At 75.0% G+C, this 15,144-nt stretch carries 13 protein-coding genes; 10 read left to right on the top strand and 3 right to left on the bottom strand.

The window, feature by feature from the left end:
* Positions 1 to 95 precede the first annotated feature (95 nt).
* Both CP969_RS13865 and hemW read left to right on the top strand, forming a co-directional pair.
* Complete coding sequence (locus CP969_RS13865; RefSeq protein WP_150474925.1) at positions 96 to 2,309, top strand: SpoIIE family protein phosphatase; 2,214 nt, start codon at positions 96 to 98, stop codon at positions 2,307 to 2,309.
* Between the two features lie 69 nt (positions 2,310 to 2,378).
* Positions 2,379 to 3,611, top strand: a complete 1,233-nt coding sequence (hemW, locus tag CP969_RS13860; RefSeq protein WP_026085195.1) for a radical SAM family heme chaperone HemW — start codon at positions 2,379 to 2,381, stop codon at positions 3,609 to 3,611.
* A gap of 127 nt (positions 3,612 to 3,738) precedes the next feature.
* Here the strand turns inward: hemW and CP969_RS13855 are convergent, their stop codons facing one another.
* The gene (locus tag CP969_RS13855) at positions 3,739 to 4,539 is read right to left on the bottom strand and encodes a DUF3097 domain-containing protein (RefSeq protein ID WP_004988284.1); all 801 of its coding nucleotides are present in this window, start codon (positions 4,537 to 4,539) and stop codon (positions 3,739 to 3,741) included.
* 28 nt (positions 4,540 to 4,567) lie between these two features.
* Positions 4,568 to 5,314, bottom strand: a complete 747-nt coding sequence (locus tag CP969_RS13850) for an MBL fold metallo-hydrolase (RefSeq protein ID WP_026085196.1) — start codon at positions 5,312 to 5,314, stop codon at positions 4,568 to 4,570.
* 161 nt (positions 5,315 to 5,475) lie between these two features.
* Between CP969_RS13850 and hrcA the strand changes: the two genes are divergently transcribed.
* The 4 genes from hrcA (at position 5,476) to CP969_RS13830 (ending at position 9,551) form a co-directional block, all read left to right on the top strand.
* Entirely contained in the window at positions 5,476 to 6,492 is a 1,017-nt protein-coding gene (gene hrcA, locus CP969_RS13845) for a heat-inducible transcriptional repressor HrcA (protein ID WP_004988288.1), read from the top strand.
* Complete coding sequence (dnaJ, locus tag CP969_RS13840; protein ID WP_004988289.1) at positions 6,493 to 7,629, top strand: molecular chaperone DnaJ; 1,137 nt, start codon at positions 6,493 to 6,495, stop codon at positions 7,627 to 7,629.
* 111 nt (positions 7,630 to 7,740) lie between these two features.
* Positions 7,741 to 8,814, top strand: a complete 1,074-nt coding sequence (locus CP969_RS13835; RefSeq protein ID WP_016826327.1) for a nitronate monooxygenase — start codon at positions 7,741 to 7,743, stop codon at positions 8,812 to 8,814.
* On the top strand, positions 8,811 to 9,551 hold the full coding sequence (locus CP969_RS13830) for a 16S rRNA (uracil(1498)-N(3))-methyltransferase (protein ID WP_004988291.1): 741 nt from the start codon (positions 8,811 to 8,813) through the stop codon (positions 9,549 to 9,551). The genes CP969_RS13835 and CP969_RS13830 overlap by 4 nt, the downstream gene beginning before the upstream one ends.
* A gap of 9 nt (positions 9,552 to 9,560) precedes the next feature.
* On the opposite strand, the gene CP969_RS13825 is transcribed toward CP969_RS13830, so the two are convergent.
* Positions 9,561 to 9,932 (bottom strand): hypothetical protein, encoded by a 372-nt coding sequence (locus CP969_RS13825; protein ID WP_026085197.1) that lies wholly within the window; start codon positions 9,930 to 9,932, stop codon positions 9,561 to 9,563.
* A gap of 71 nt (positions 9,933 to 10,003) precedes the next feature.
* Between CP969_RS13825 and CP969_RS13820 the strand changes: the two genes are divergently transcribed.
* From CP969_RS13820 to CP969_RS13805, 4 genes are read left to right on the top strand one after another with little or no spacing between them, the layout of a single operon-like run.
* Complete coding sequence (locus tag CP969_RS13820; protein WP_051044424.1) at positions 10,004 to 10,570, top strand: hypothetical protein; 567 nt, start codon at positions 10,004 to 10,006, stop codon at positions 10,568 to 10,570.
* Between the two features lie 45 nt (positions 10,571 to 10,615).
* Complete coding sequence (locus tag CP969_RS13815; RefSeq protein ID WP_026085198.1) at positions 10,616 to 13,822, top strand: S41 family peptidase; 3,207 nt, start codon at positions 10,616 to 10,618, stop codon at positions 13,820 to 13,822.
* Positions 13,823 to 13,875: 53 nt separating this feature from the next.
* Complete coding sequence (locus CP969_RS13810; RefSeq protein WP_004988298.1) at positions 13,876 to 14,229, top strand: histidine triad nucleotide-binding protein; 354 nt, start codon at positions 13,876 to 13,878, stop codon at positions 14,227 to 14,229.
* Positions 14,230 to 14,235: 6 nt separating this feature from the next.
* Positions 14,236 to 15,141 carry a ribonuclease Z gene (locus tag CP969_RS13805; RefSeq protein WP_016826331.1) on the top strand — a complete coding sequence of 302 codons (906 nt, stop codon included), beginning with the start codon at positions 14,236 to 14,238 and terminating at the stop codon, positions 15,139 to 15,141.
* Positions 15,142 to 15,144 lie beyond the last annotated feature (3 nt).

Below are 15,144 nucleotides of genomic sequence, written 5' to 3'. Positions count from 1 at the left end.
CCACTTCGGTAACTCGGTGCTTATGGGCGGGCTCCGTCTGTCACCCTGTCGGCATCGATCGGTGTGTACGCGTACGAACTGTCCGGGAGCTGCCCATGGGGGCCATTCCGACGCAACGGGAGACCGTCTCGGGCGCCTTTGAGGCGCGGGAGGACGCGCGGGTGGAAACGGTTCTGCCCGGCAGTCCCCTCGCGCCGGGCTCCGCGCGGGCCCTGCTGCGCAAGGCGCTCACCGAGTGGGCCGACCTCGGACTGCCCGGCGCCGAGCACCTCACCGGCCGCGTCGGTGACGACGCCACGCTGATCGCCAGTGAACTCGTCACCAACGCCGTCGTGCACGCCGGGACGGACGTGCACCTGACGTGCCGGCTGGAGGAGGGGACCGGCGCGCTCGTCGTCGAGGTCTCCGACCGGCACCCCTCCCGCGCCCCGCGCGGCACCGAACAGGAGGCGCCGCCGTACGAGGCCCCGGAGTACGGGCGCGGCCTGCCGCTCGTCGCCGCGCTCTGCGAGGCCTGGGGGGTCACGTACCGCCCGGGCAGCAAGACGGTGTGGGCGCGGCTGCCCGCCGGGGGCCGTACGGAGGAGGATCGGAGCGAGGCGTACGCCGGGGAGCACGCGCCGGCGCGGGACCTGAGCGCGGCGCGGATCCCCGCCCCCGAGCCGCCGCGGCCGGAGCAGGACGCCCAGGGCCCGCCCGTTCCCCAGGGCCCCGCGCACCCGCCCGCCCCGACGGCCCCCCTCGCCCCGGCGACTCCCCCCGATCCGACGACCCCGCTCGACCCGGCCACCCCACCGGGCCCGCGCACCCCCAGGGAGGCGCTGTCCTCCCGGAGCGCGCGGGACGCACCCGGTCGCCCGGAGGCGCCCGACGCCCGGCACATCGGGCGGGGCGGCTCGTACGGGGACGACTGGCTCGCCCGCCGTCCCGGGCGGGACGGGGCCTGGCTGGGGCGCGGGGCCCTGTCCTTCCTCGCCGAGGCCTCCGACCTGCTCGCCGGCCAGCTCGACGAGGACCTGGTCACCGCGCTCACCGGGCAGCTGATCGTCCCCCGGCTGGCGGACTGGTGCGCGATGTGGCTGGAGGACGCGGCCGCCGGCCCCGGCGGCTGGGGCGGTGACGGGGCGCGGGGCGGCGGTGCCCGGCCGGCCCGGGTCTGGCACGCCGGCGAGGACCGCGTCGAGGACCTGCGCCGGGCCCTGGACGGCCGTCCCCCGCAGCCCGGCGACCCGCTGCGCCCGGGGCCCGCCCCCTACCCCTGGCCGGACACGGTGTCCGGCACCCCCGACGCCCCTCCCGACGGCACCGGCGCGCCCCCGGACGCCCACGACCCGTCCGCCACCGCCCCCGGCGCGGCCCTCGCCTACCCCCTCGTGGCCGGCGGGCGGACCCTGGGCACCCTGGTGATCGGGCGGGCCGGCATCGACCGGTTCCCCGACGAGATCACCGGGCTCGTGGAGGACCTCGGCCGACGGGTCGCCCTGGCCATCGGCGCCGCACGGCAGTACGCCCGCCAGGCCACCATCAGCGCGGTGCTCCAGCGCGGGCTGCTGCCCGACGCCGTCGCCGAGATCCCGGGCGTGCGCAGCGCCCTCGTCCACGAGCCCTACGACAAGGGCGGGCCGAGCGGAGACTTCTACGACCTCTTCCCGGCCGGCCGGGGCCGCTGGTGCTTCGTCCTCGGCGATGTCCAGGGCAAGGGCCCGGAGGCCGCCGTGGTCATCGGGCTGGCCCGGCCCTGGCTGCGGCTGCTCGCCCGCGAGGGCTACCGCGTCGCCGACGTCCTCGACCGCCTGAACCAGTTGCTCCTCGACGACGCCACGGAGGCCGCCGACGCCGCCGCCCGCGCGCTCGTCGCCGCCGGTGCCCGCCCGACCGCCCCCGGCGACGGCCCGCAGACCCGCTTCCTCTCCCTCCTCTACGGTGAGCTCGTCCCCGTCGACGGCGGCGTCCGCTGCACCCTCGCCTCCGCCGGACACCCCCTGCCGCTGCTGCTCGCCCCCGACGGCACGGTCCGCGCCGTCGCCCGGCCGCAGACCCTGCTCGGGGTCGTCGAGGACGTCACCTACACCAGCGAGACCTTCGAGCTGCGCTCCGGCGACACCCTGCTCTGCGTCACCGACGGCGTCACCGAGCGGCGCTCCGGCTCCCGCCAGTTCGACGACGGCGACGGGCTGGCCGCGGCCCTGGCGGGCTGCGCGGGCCTGGACGCCGACCGGATAGCGGAACGGATCACCCGGCTCGTGCACGAGTTCGGCGCCCGCCCGCCCGCGGACGACCTCGCCCTGCTGGTGCTCCAGGCCGAGTGACGCCGGGAACGCCGGGGGGGAACGACGGGAACGCCGGGCAACGGGGACGGGTGCGGGACAATGGAGCACATGCCTTCCGCACTCCCCGACGGCGAGCCCGTCCCCGCCGACGGCGCGCTGCCCGCGTCCGCGCTCGCCGGGGCCGCCGACCGCCCCCTCGGGTTCTACCTGCACGTCCCGTACTGCGCGACCCGCTGCGGCTACTGCGACTTCAACACCTACACCGCGACCGAGCTGCGCGGCACCGGCGGGGTGCTGGCCTCCCGCGACAACTACGCCGAGACCCTGACCGACGAGATCCGCCTGGCCCGCAAGGTCCTCGGCGACGACCCGCGCGAGGTCCGCACGGTGTTCGTCGGCGGCGGCACGCCCACCCTGCTGGCCGCCGACGACCTGGTCCGGATGCTGGGGGCGATCCGCGAGGAGTTCGGGCTGGCGGCGGACGCCGAGGTGACCACCGAGGCCAACCCGGAGTCGGTCGACCCGGCCTATCTGGCGACCCTGCGGGCCGGCGGCTTCAACCGGATCTCCTTCGGCATGCAGAGCGCCCGGCAGCACGTGCTGAAGGTCCTCGACCGCACCCACACCCCCGGCCGCCCCGAGGCGTGCGTCGCCGAGGCCCGCGCGGCCGGCTTCGAGCACGTCAACCTCGACCTGATCTACGGCACCCCCGGCGAGTCCGACGACGACTGGCGGGCCTCGCTGGACGCGGCCCTCGGCGCCGGGCCGGACCACGTCTCGGCGTACGCGCTGATCGTCGAGGAGGGCACGCAGCTCGCCCGCCGCATCCGGCGCGGCGAGGTCCCGACGACCGACGACGACGTCCACGCCGACCGGTACCTGATCGCCGAGGAGACCCTGTCGGCGGCGGGCTTCGCGTGGTACGAGGTGTCGAACTGGGCCACCTCCCAGGCGGCCCGCTGCCTGCACAACGAGCTGTACTGGCGCGGCGCCGACTGGTGGGGCGCGGGCCCCGGCGCCCACAGCCACGTCGGCGGCGTGCGCTGGTGGAACGTGAAGCACCCCGGGGCGTACGCGGCGGCGCTGGCGCAGGGACGGTCGCCGGGGGCGGGGCGCGAGCTGCTGAGCGAGGAGGACCGCAGGGTCGAGCGCATCCTGCTCGAACTCCGCCTCGAGGAGGGCGTCCCCCTCTCCCTCCTGCGCCCGGAGGGCCTCGGGGCGGCCCGCCGCGCCCTGGCGGACGGCCTGCTCCGGCCGGGCCCGTACGAGGAGGGCCGCGCGGCCCTCACCCTGCGCGGGCGGCTGCTGGCGGACGCGGTGGTGCGGGACCTGGTGGACTGAGGGGCCGCTCCCCGCGAGGGCGGGGAGCGACAACTGCTCGGCAGGGTCGCAGAGCCGATCGACGGACCAGCTCCGCAGCGGCGGAGAACAGCCCACCAGGCGCAGTGGGTCGACGACGGGAGCGCCGTCAGGACGCGGTCACGTGGTCGATGAGCCTCTCCACGCTGCCCAGCAACGCCGGCTCCAGGTCCTTGTACGACCGCACCCGGGACAGGATGTGCTGCCAGGCCGCCCCCGTGTTCTCCGGCCACCCCAGCGCCCGGCACACACCCGTCTTCCAGTCCTGGCCGCGCGGCACCCGGGGCCACGCGTCGATGCCCAGGGACGACGGTTTCACCGCCTCCCAGACGTCGACGTACGGATGGCCCACCACCAGGGCGTGCTCGCTCGTCACCGACTCGGCGATGCGCCACTCCTTGCTGCCCGGGACCAGGTGGTCCACCAGGACGCCGAGGCGGGCGTCCGGGCCGGGGGAGAAGTCCTCGACGACGGAGGGCAGGTCGTCGACGCCCTCCAGGTACTCCACGACCACGCCCTCGACGCGCAGGTCGTCGCCCCACACCTTCTCGACCAGCTCGGCGTCGTGCCGGCCCTCGACGTAGATGCGCCCCGCGCGGGCCACCCGCGCGCGTGCGCCGGGGACGGCCACCGAACCGGACGCCGTACGGGTGGGCCGCGGCAGGCCGACGGCGGGCCGCACCAGGGTCACCGCGCGGCCCTCCAGCAGGAAGCCGCGCGGCCGGAGCGGGAACACGCGGTGCTTGCCGAAGCGGTCCTCCAGGGTCACCGTGCCCGCCTCGCAGCGGATCACCGCGCCGCAGAAACCGGTGCCGGGCTCCTCCACCACCAGGCCGGGCTCGGCCGCGACCTCCGGCACGGGCTGCGGCTTCTTCCACGGAGGGGTCAGATCGGCGGAGTACGGGCGCATTCGGATGACGATACGAGGAGCCCGTTCGTCAGGATCGGTGCGACACGCCGAAACGGGCCGCCAGGGCGTCGCGTTGGGCCCGGACGAACGCCGCGTCCACCACCGCTCCGTGGCCGGGGACGTACCGCGCCTCCTCGCCGCCCAGCTTCAGCAGCCGGTCCAGGGCGGCCGGCCAGTGGGACGGCACGGCGTCGGGGCCCGCCTGCGGTTCGCCCGACTCCTCCACCAGGTCGCCGCAGAAGACCACCCCCGGGTCGCCGGGGACCAGCACCGCGAGGTCGTGGGCCGTGTGCCCCGGACCCACGTCCGCCAGCAGCACCCGCCGTCCGCCACCCGGTCCGAGGTCGAGCGCCAGCTCGCCGCGCACCGTGCGGTGCGGCCGGACCAGGACGTCCACGGCCTCCTGCGCCGCCCGCGCGTCCAGCCCGTGGCGCACCGCGTCCGCGCGCAGCTCCTCCCGCCCGTACGCCGGCGCCGCGTCCGCTCCCTCCGCTCCCTCCGCGCCGAAGACCTCCGCGCCCGCGAACGCCGCCGCCCCGAGGACGTGGTCGAAGTGGGGGTGGGTGAGCGCGAGATGCGTCACACGGCGGCCGGTGAGCGCCTGCGCCTCGGCCCGCAACCGTGCGCCCTCGGCCAGGCTCGAGCCCGCGTCGACGAGCAGCACGGCGTCCGCCCCGACGACGAGCCCCGCCGTGCAGTCCCACCCCGGCAGCCGGCACCGCCCCACTCCGGGCGCCACCCGCTCCCACCCCACCTCTTCCCAAGTCACGGTCATACCGGGACGCTATCCGGGACGACGCCGCACGGCGCGACAGCGTGGGACCGGCCTTGCCGGGGCAGTACCCCCCGGCCGTACACTGGGCCGGGGAAGTCTGGCACTCGCGTGCGAAGAGTGCCAGTGAGGTTACCGGGCGGAAGCTACTGGAGGTGTGCGCGATGCTCAGCGAACGCAGGCTCCAGGTGCTGCGCGCGATCGTCCAGGACTACGTCGGCACCGAGGAGCCCGTCGGCTCCAAGGCGCTCACCGAGCGGCACCGGCTCGGCGTCTCCCCGGCCACCGTGCGCAACGACATGGCGGCCCTGGAGGAAGAGGGGTACATCGCCCAGCCGCACACCAGCGCCGGGCGCATCCCCACCGACAAGGGCTACCGGCTGTTCGTCGACAAGCTCGCCGGGGTCAAGCCGATGACCGCGCCCGAGCGGCGCGCCATCCAGAACTTCCTCGACGGCGCCGTCGACCTCGACGACGTGGTGGCCCGTACGGTGCGGCTGCTCGCGCAGCTGACCCGGCAGGTCGCCGTCGTGCAGTACCCGTCGCTGACCCGTTCGACGGTGCGGCACGTGGAACTGCTGTCCCTCGCGCCCGCGCGCCTGATGCTGGTGCTGATCACGGACACCGGCCGGGTCGAGCAGCGCATGGTCGACTGCCCGGCCCCGTTCGGGGAGACGTCCCTGGCGGATCTGCGCGCACGGCTCAACAGCCGGGTCGCGGGCCGCCGGTTCACCGACGTGCCGAACCTGGTGGAGGACCTCCCGGAGGCCTTCGAGGCCGAGGACCGCGGTACCGTCTCGACGGTCCTCTCCACCCTCCTGGAGACGCTCGTCGAGGAGAACGAGGAGCGGCTGATGATCGGCGGCACCGCCAACCTCACCCGCTTCGGGCACGACTTCCCCCTCACGATCCGGCCCGTCCTGGAGGCGCTGGAGGAGCAGGTCGTGCTCCTCAAGCTGCTCGGCGAGGCGAAGGATCCGGGCGTGACCGTCCGCATCGGTCACGAGAACGCCCACGAAGGACTCAACTCCACGTCCGTCGTGTCGGTCGGCTACGGTTCGGGCGGCGAGGCTGTCGCCAAGCTCGGCGTGGTCGGACCGACCCGCATGGACTACCCCGGAACGATGGGAGCGGTACGCGCAGTGGCACGGTACGTCGGACAAATCCTGGCGGAGTCATAGGTGGCCACGGACTACTACGCCGTACTCGGCGTACGCCGCGACGCGTCGCAGGAAGAGATCAAGAAAGCCTTCCGGCGGCTCGCCCGCGAGCTGCATCCGGACGTCAATCCGGACCCGAAGACCCAGGAGCGGTTCAAAGAGATCAACGCCGCCTACGAGGTGCTGTCGGACCCGCAGAAGAAGCAGGTCTACGACCTCGGCGGCGACCCGCTCTCGCAGTCCGGCGGCGGCGGCGCGGGCGGCTTCGGGGCCGGTGGCTTCGGGAACTTCTCCGACATCATGGACGCGTTCTTCGGCACGGCGTCGCAGCGCGGGCCGCGCTCGCGCACCCGCCGCGGCCAGGACGCGATGATCCGCATCGAGGTCGAGCTCGACGAGGCCGCGTTCGGCACGACCAAGGACATCCAGGTCGACACGGCGGTCGTCTGCACCACCTGCAGCGGCGAGGGCGCGGCTCCGGGCACCAGCGCGCAGACCTGTGACATGTGCCGCGGCCGCGGTGAGGTCTCGCAGGTCACGCGGTCCTTCCTGGGCCAGGTCATGACCTCGCGCCCGTGCCCGCAGTGCCAGGGCTTCGGCACCGTCGTCCCCACCCCGTGCCCGGAGTGCGCGGGTGACGGCCGGATCCGCTCCCGGCGCACGCTCACCGTCAAGATCCCGGCCGGTGTCGACAACGGCACCCGGATCCAGCTCGCCGGTGAGGGCGAGGTCGGCCCGGGCGGCGGTCCCGCCGGCGACCTGTACGTCGAGATCCACGAGCTGCCGCACCCCACCTTCCAGCGGCGCGGCGACGACCTGCACTGCACGGTCACCATCCCGATGACCGCGGCGGCCCTCGGCACCAAGGTGCCGCTGGAGACGCTGGACGGCATGGAGGAGGTCGACATCCGGCCCGGCACCCAGTCCGGCCAGTCGATCCCGCTGCACGGCCGGGGCGTCACGCACCTGCGCGGCGGCGGCCGGGGCGACCTCGTCGTCCACGTCGAGGTCCAGACCCCGACCAAGCTCGACCCCGAGCAGGAGCGGCTGCTGCGCGAACTGTCCAAGCTCCGCGGCGAGGAACGCCCGCAGGGTCAGTTCCAGCCGGGGCAGCAGGGGCTGTTCTCCCGGCTGAAGGACGCGTTCAACGGACGCTGAGCGGAGCTTTCCGCGAGGGCCGGGGCCGGCTCCCGCGGAGCTCCGGGAAGCGGCCCGGCCCGAGGGACGGGTCGGTTCTGGTTCGTCCGGGGGACGTGACAACATGCGGTCATGTCCTCCGTGCTGACCGAGCTCTTCCCGCACCCGATCGTGCAGGCTCCCATGGCGGGCGGTGTCTCCGTGCCGCAGCTGGCCGCCGCCGTGTCCGAGGCGGGCGGGCTCGGGTTCCTCGCCGCCGGGTACAAGACCGCGGACGGGATGTACCGGGACATCAAGCAGATGCGGGGACTGACCGGCAGGCCCTTCGGCGTCAACCTCTTCCTGCCCCAGCCGGAGACGGCCGACCCCGCCGCCGTCGGCGTCTACGCCCACCAGCTGGCCGGGGAGGCCGCCTGGTACGAGACCGAACTCGGCGACCCCGACAGCGGCCGCGACGACGGCTTCGACGCCAAGCTCGCCGTCCTCCTGGACGACCCGGTGCCGGTGGTGTCGTTCCACTTCGGCGTGCCGTCCCGTGAGGCCCTGGACTCCCTCCACCGCGTCGGCACCTTCACCCTGGTCACCGCCACGACCACGGAGGAGGCCCGGGCCGTCGAGCGGGCCGGCGCGGGCGCGGTGATCGCGCAGGGCGTCGAGGCCGGCGGCCACCAGGGCACCCACCGGGACGTCCCGGAGGCGGACGGCTCCGGCGTCGGGCTGCTGGCCCTCGTCGCCCAGGTCCGGGAGGCCGTGGGCATCCCGGTCGTCGCCGCCGGCGGCATCATGCGCGGCAGTCAGATCGCCGCGGTGCTCGCGGCCGGCGCCGCCGCGGCCCAGATGGGCACGGCCTTCCTCGCCACCCACGAGTCCGGCGCGCACGCCCTGCACAAGCAGGCATTGACCAACCCCCTGTACGTCCGCACCGAGCTGACCCGGGCTTTCTCCGGCCGCCCCGCCCGCGGCCTGGTCAACCGCTTCCTGCGCGAGCACGGTCCCTACGCGCCCGCCGCCTACCCGGACGTCCACCACCTCACCGCGCCGCTGCGCAAGGCCGCCGCCCGGGCCGGGGACGCGCAGGGCATGGCGCTGTGGGCGGGCCAGGGCCACCGGATGGCCCGGGAGCTGCCCGCCGGGCGGCTGGTGGAGGTGCTGGTCGCCGAACTGGCCTCCGCCCGGGCGGCGTTGTCGGCGGGAGGTGCCCGATGACCGCGCCGGTGTTCGTCGTCGACCACTTCGGCACGGACGGCGCGGGCCGTTACGTGCTCGACGGCCCCGAGGGCCGGCACGCCGTCTCCGTGAAGCGGCTGCGGGCCGGGGAGGGCGTCGTCCTCACCGACGGCGCGGGCCGCTGGGCCGAGGGCGAGGTGGCGGGCACCGAGGGCAAGGACCGCCTGGTCGTGGCCCTCGGCGACGTCGTCGAGGAGCCCGCGGAGTCCCCCCGGCTGACCGTCGTCCAGGCGCTGCCCAAGGGCGACCGGGGCGAGCTGGCGGTGGAGACGATGACCGAGGTCGGCGTCGACGCGATCGTGCCGTGGTCGGCGGCGCGCTGCATCACGCAGTGGAAGGGCGAGAGGGGACTGAAGTCCCTCGCCAAGTGGCGGGCGACGGCCCGCGAGGCCGGCAAGCAGTCCCGCCGGGTGCGCTTCCCCGAGGTCGCGGAGGTGGCGACGACCAAGCAGGTCGTCCCCCTCCTGGCCGGTGCCGCCTTCGCCGCCGTCCTGCACGAGAGCGGCACCGAGCCCCTCGCGACCGCCGAACTCCCCGCCTCCGGCGACATCGTGCTGGTCGTCGGGCCCGAAGGCGGCATTTCACCGGAGGAGTTGGAGCTCTTCGCGCAGGCCGGAGCCAGGCCCTACCGCCTGGGCCGCAGTGTCCTGCGCACCTCCACCGCCGGCACCGCGGCGGCGGCCGTGCTGCTGGCCCGCACGGGCCGCTGGTCCTGACGGCCCCGGTCAGCCGTCCGTCGCGCGGCGGTCGGCGACCGCCGGGAACAGTTCCCAGCCGTCCAGTTCCGCGGGCCCCTCGAGCAGTCCGCGCCGGAGCGCCTCGTCGACGAAGGCCCGTACGACACCGGGCTCGTGCAGATTGAGCGCCGCGTGCTCCCCGAGGGCCACGGCCCCCGAGTGCAGGAAGCCGTCGGGGACGAGGCGTCCCTCGCCGCCCCGGAACACCAGGTGGGTCGTCGTGGTGCCCCGGGTCAGCACGAGGACTTCCGCGCAGGGCCCCTCGGTGCTGTGCCGATGGCGCACCGACCACCGGTAGGTGACCGTTTCGCCCGCCGTGGCTCCCTCCGTGACGAGTCTCCTGACCCGGCGTTCGCTCATCGGCCCAGGGTAGTGCGGAGTGGCCGTATGCGCCCTACCGCCCCGGCGGTGACGGTGGCAGGCTGCCGTCCATGGGGGCGTTGAGGAACAGGGCCCGGAACAGGGCACGGAGCGGGGCACGGTGGCGGCGGCCGGTGGTGGCCGCCGGGTTCGTGGTGGCCGCGGTGGGCGGGAGCGTGGCGTGCGAGCCGGGCGGGCTGAGTTCCGCGGCGGTCGCGTACACCACCGACGAGACCGTGACCGAGGAACTCGACCGGCGCAAGACCGGGGTGCGGTGGCTCAACTGCACCGCGTCCTTCGGCGACGAGGACGGCCCGTCGTCCTCGGCCTCCTCCGGGAGCGAGGACACCGTCGCCTCGGTCGACTGCGAGGGGGAGACCGAGGACGGCAGGGAGATCACCGTCACCGGGAAGGTCACCCACGCCGTGAACGGGGCCTGCGTGCGCGGGAACCTCACCGTCGAGGTGGGCGGCAAGCGGCTGTTCCGGGTCGACGGTCTCGGCGACTGCGACGCCACCAGCCCGCCGCCGGTGGGCGAGCCCACCCGGGGCGGGCCGGCCCCCACCGTCACCGTGACCGTCACGACGACGGTGTGGTGCGACCAGTACCCCTCCTGTCGCCCGGTCGAGGGCAAGTGATCCCCACCCCTGTCCAGGCCGCGGGCGCTTGCGTAGGGTGATCGGGTGACACAGCCTGCATCGGTCGCATCCACCGCGTATCTCCGATTCCCGCACCTGCACGGTGAGTTGGTCGCCTTCACCGCCGAGGACGACGTGTGGCTCGCGCCGCTCGACGGCGGCCGGGCCTGGCGGGTCAGCGCCGACAACGTGCCGGTGACCCACCCCCGCATCTCACCCGACGGCACCACCGTCGCCTGGAGCTCCACCCGCGACGGCGCCCCCGAGGTGCACGTCGCGCCGGTCGACGGCGGACCCGCCGAGCGCCTCACGTACTGGGGGAACCTGAAGACCCAGGTGCGCGGCTGGACCCCGGACGGACGGGTCCTGGCACTCAGCGCCCACGGCCAGCCGAGTCTGCGCCGCACCTGGGCCCGCGCCGTCCCCCTCGACGGCGGCCCGGCCACCACCCTCCCGTACGGCCCCGTGGGCGACGTCGTCCTCGGCCCGCACACCGTGCTGCTGTCCGCGCCGATGGGCCGCGAGGCCGCCTGGTGGAAGCGGTACCGGGGCGGCACGGCGGGCAAGCTGTGGATCGACCGCGAGGGCGACGGCGAGTTCGTCCGCCTCCACGAGGACCTCGACGGGAACATCGAGTACCCGCTGTGGGCCGGGGCCAGGATCGCCTTCCTCTCCGACCACGAGGGCACCGGCGCCCTGTACTCCTCCCTCGCCGACGGCTCCGACCTGCGCCGGCACACCCCCCTCGGGGGCTTCTACGCCCGCCACGCGGCCACCGACGGCACCCGCGTCGTCTACTCCGCCGCCGGCGAACTCTGGATCCTGGACGACCTGGACGGGGCCGAGCCGCGCCGGCTCGACGTCCGGCTCGGCGGGCAGCGCGCCGACCTCCAGCCGTTCCCGGTGAACGCCGCCCGCTGGTCCGGCTCCGCCTCCCCCGACCACACCGCGCGCGGCAGCGCCGTCTGCGTCCGCGGCACCGTCCACTGGGTCACCCACCGCTCCGGCCCCGCCCGCGCGCTCGCCGCGACCCCGGGCGTCCGCGCCCGGCGGCCCCGCACCTTCCGCGCGAACGGCGAGGAGTGGGTGGTGTGGGTGACGGACGCCGAGGGCGACGACGCCCTGGAGTTCGCCCCCGCCACCGGCCTCGCCCCGGGCGCGACCCCGCGCCGCATCGCCGCCGGCCGGCTCGGCCGCGTCCTGGAACTCGCCATGGCCCCCGACGGCAGCCGCGCCGCGATCGCCTCGCACGACGGCCGCGTCCTGCTCGTCGAGCGCGAGACCGGCGAGGTCCGCGAGGTCGACCGCAGCGAGGACGGCGACGTCTCCGGGCTGGCGTTCTCGCCCGACTCCGCCTGGCTCGCCTGGTCCCACCCCGGCCCGCGCCCGCTCAGCCAGCTCCGCCTCGCCAACACCACCGACCTGTCGGTCACCGAGGCGACCCCGCTGCGCTTCCAGGACTACGCGCCCGCCTTCACCCTCGACGGCAAGCACCTCGCCTTCCTGTCGACCCGCTCCTTCGACCCGGTCTACGACGAGCACGTCTTCGACCTGGCCTTCGTCGAGGGCGTCCGCCCGTACCTGATCACCCTCGCGGCGACCACCCCGTCCCCGTTCGGACCGCAGCGGCACGGCCGCCCCTTCGAGACACCGGACCGGGACGAGACCCCCGACAGCGAGGGCACCCCCACCACCCGGATCGACCTCGAGGGCCTCGCCGACCGGATCGTGCCGTTCCCGGTCGAGGCCGCCCGCTACACCAACCTGCGCGCCGCCAAGGACGGGGTGCTGTGGCTGCGGCACCCGGTGCGCGGGGTGCTCGGCGCCTCCCGGGCCACCCCCGACGACCCCGACCCCAAGACCGACCTGGAGCGCTACGACCTCGCCCAGCAGCGCATCGAGCACCTGGCCGTGGACGCCGACCACTTCGAGGTCAGCGGCGACGGCAAGCGGGTGCTGCTGTGGACCGACGGGCGGCTGAAGGTCGTGCCCAGCGACCGGCGCGCGTCGAACGACGACGACAGCGACACCAACATCACCGTCGACCTCGGCCGGGTCCGCCAGTTCGTCGACCCGGCCGCCGAGTGGCGGCAGATGTTCGACGAGGCCGGCCGCATCATGCGGGACAACTTCTGGCGGCCGGACATGAGCGGCGTCGACTGGGACGGCGTCCTCGACCGCTACCGCCCCGTCCTCGACCGCCTCGCCACCCACGACGACCTCGTCGACCTGCTCTGGGAGGTGCAGGGCGAGCTCGGCACCTCGCACGCCTACGTCACCCCGCGCGGCGGATACGGCGACGGCGCCCGGCAGGGGCTCCTCGGCGCGGACATCTCCCGGCACGAGGACGGCGCCTGGCGCGTCGACCGCATCCTGCCCTCCGAGACCTCCGACCCCGACGCCCGCTCCCCGCTCGCCGCGCCCGGCGTCGCCGTCCGCCCCGGCGACGCGATCGTCGCGGTCGCCGGACAGCCGGTCGACCCGGTGACCGGGCCCGCCCCGCTGCTGGTCGGCACGGCGGGCAGACCGGTCGAGCTGACCGTCTCCCCGGCCGGCGGCGGCGAGCTGCGCCACGCGGTCGTCGTCCCCGTCGCCGACGAGGAACCGCTGCGCTACCACGCCTGGGTCGCCGACCGCCGCGCCTACGTCCACGAGAGGTCCGGCGGCCGCCTCGGCTACCTTCACGTCCCCGACATGCAGGCCCCCGGCTGGGCGCAGATCCACCGCGACCTGCGCGTCGAGGTGCTCCGCGAGGGCCTGGTCGTGGACGTGCGGGAGAACCGCGGCGGCCACACCTCCCAGCTCGTCGTGGAGAAGCTGGCCCGGCGGATCGTCGGCTGGGACCTGCCGCGCGGCATGCGGGCGGAGAGCTACCCCCGGGACGCGCCCCGCGGTCCGGTGGTCGCCGTCGCCAACGAGTTCTCCGGCTCCGACGGCGACATCGTCAACGCGGCGATCCGGGCGCTCGGTATCGGCCCGGTGGTCGGCACCCGCACCTGGGGCGGTGTGATCGGCATCGACAGCCGCTACCGCCTGGTCGACGGCACCCTCGTCACCCAGCCCAAGTACGCCTTCTGGCTGGAGGGGTACGGCTGGGGCGTGGAGAACCACGGCGTCGACCCCGACGTGGAGGTGGTGCAGCGGCCGCAGGACCACGCGGCGGGCCGGGACGTGCAACTGGACGAGGCGGTCCGCATCGCCCTGGAGGCCCTGGAGACGGCGCCCGCGAAGACACCGCCCGCGCTGGACTGACCGGTCCGGATACGATGCCCGGGTAAGCGATCATCCGGGCGTGAGGAGGCCGCATGGCAGGGGAACCGCAGGACGACTGCCTGTTCTGCAAGATCGTCGCGAAGCAGGTCCCGGCGACGATCGTCCGGGAGACGGACACCACCGTGGCGTTCCGTGACATAAACCCCCAGGCGCCCACCCACGTCCTGGTGATCCCGAAGGCGCACCACCGGGACGCGGCGGCCCTCGCCGCCGCCGCGCCCGACGTCGCGGCGGACGTGCTGCGCGAGACGCAGGCCGTCGCGGACGAGGAGAAGCTGGAGAGCTACCGCGTCGTCTTCAACACCGGCGCCGGCGCCGGCCAGACCGTCTGGCACGCGCACGCCCACGTCCTGGGCGGTCGCGGCCTCGAGTGGCCCCCCGGGTAAGCAGCCTTGTCCGTACGCGAACTGGTGGTGCTCGGCACCGCCAGCCAGGTTCCCACCCGGCACCGCAACCACAACGGCTACCTGCTGCGCTGGGACGGTGAGGGCTTCCTGTTCGACCCCGGCGAGGGCACGCAGCGCCAGATGCTGCGCGCCGGGGTCGCCGCGCACGACCTGAACCGCATCTGCGTCACCCACTTCCACGGCGACCACTCGCTCGGCCTCGCCGGGGTGATCCAGCGCATCAACCTCGACCGGGTGCCGCACGAGGTCACCGCCCACTACCCGCGCTCCGGGCAGCGCTTCTTCGACCGGCTGCGGTACGCCACCGCCTACCGCGAGACCGTCGCCCTCACCGAGGCCCCGGTCGACGTGGACGGCCCGCTGGCCGTCACCCCCGGCTACACGCTGGAGGCGCGCCGGCTGTCGCACCCCGTCGAGTCGTTCGGCTACCGCCTGCTCGAACCCGACGGCCGGCGCATGCTGCCCGACCGGCTGGCCGCGCACGGCATCAAGGGCCCGGACGTCGGCCGCCTCCAGCGCGAGGGCGTCCTCGGCGGGGTGTCGCTGGAGGACGTCAGCGAGGTGCGGCGCGGGCAGCGGTTCGCGTTCGTCATGGACACCCGGCTCTGCGAGGGCGTGTACGCGCTCGCCGAGGGCTGCGACATGCTGGTCATCGAGTCGACCTTCCTCGACGAGGACGAGGAACTCGCCGTCGAGCACGGCCATCTGACCGCCGGTCAGGCGGCCCGGGTGGCGCGCGACGCGGGCGTGCGCCACCTCGTCCTCACCCACTTCAGCCAGCGCTACACCGACCCCGCAGAGTTCGAGCGGCAGGCACGGGCCGCCGGATACGACGGGGACCTGACCGTGGCGCACGATCTGCTGCGCGTACCACTTCCGAAGCGTCGGTGAAAC

This window comes from Streptomyces viridosporus T7A (assembly GCF_008704515.1).
Taxonomy (GTDB): Bacteria; Actinomycetota; Actinomycetes; order Streptomycetales; family Streptomycetaceae; genus Streptomyces; species Streptomyces viridosporus.
Note: the sequence above shows the minus strand (reverse complement) of the source record. Positions and strands in the feature narration are given on the sequence as shown.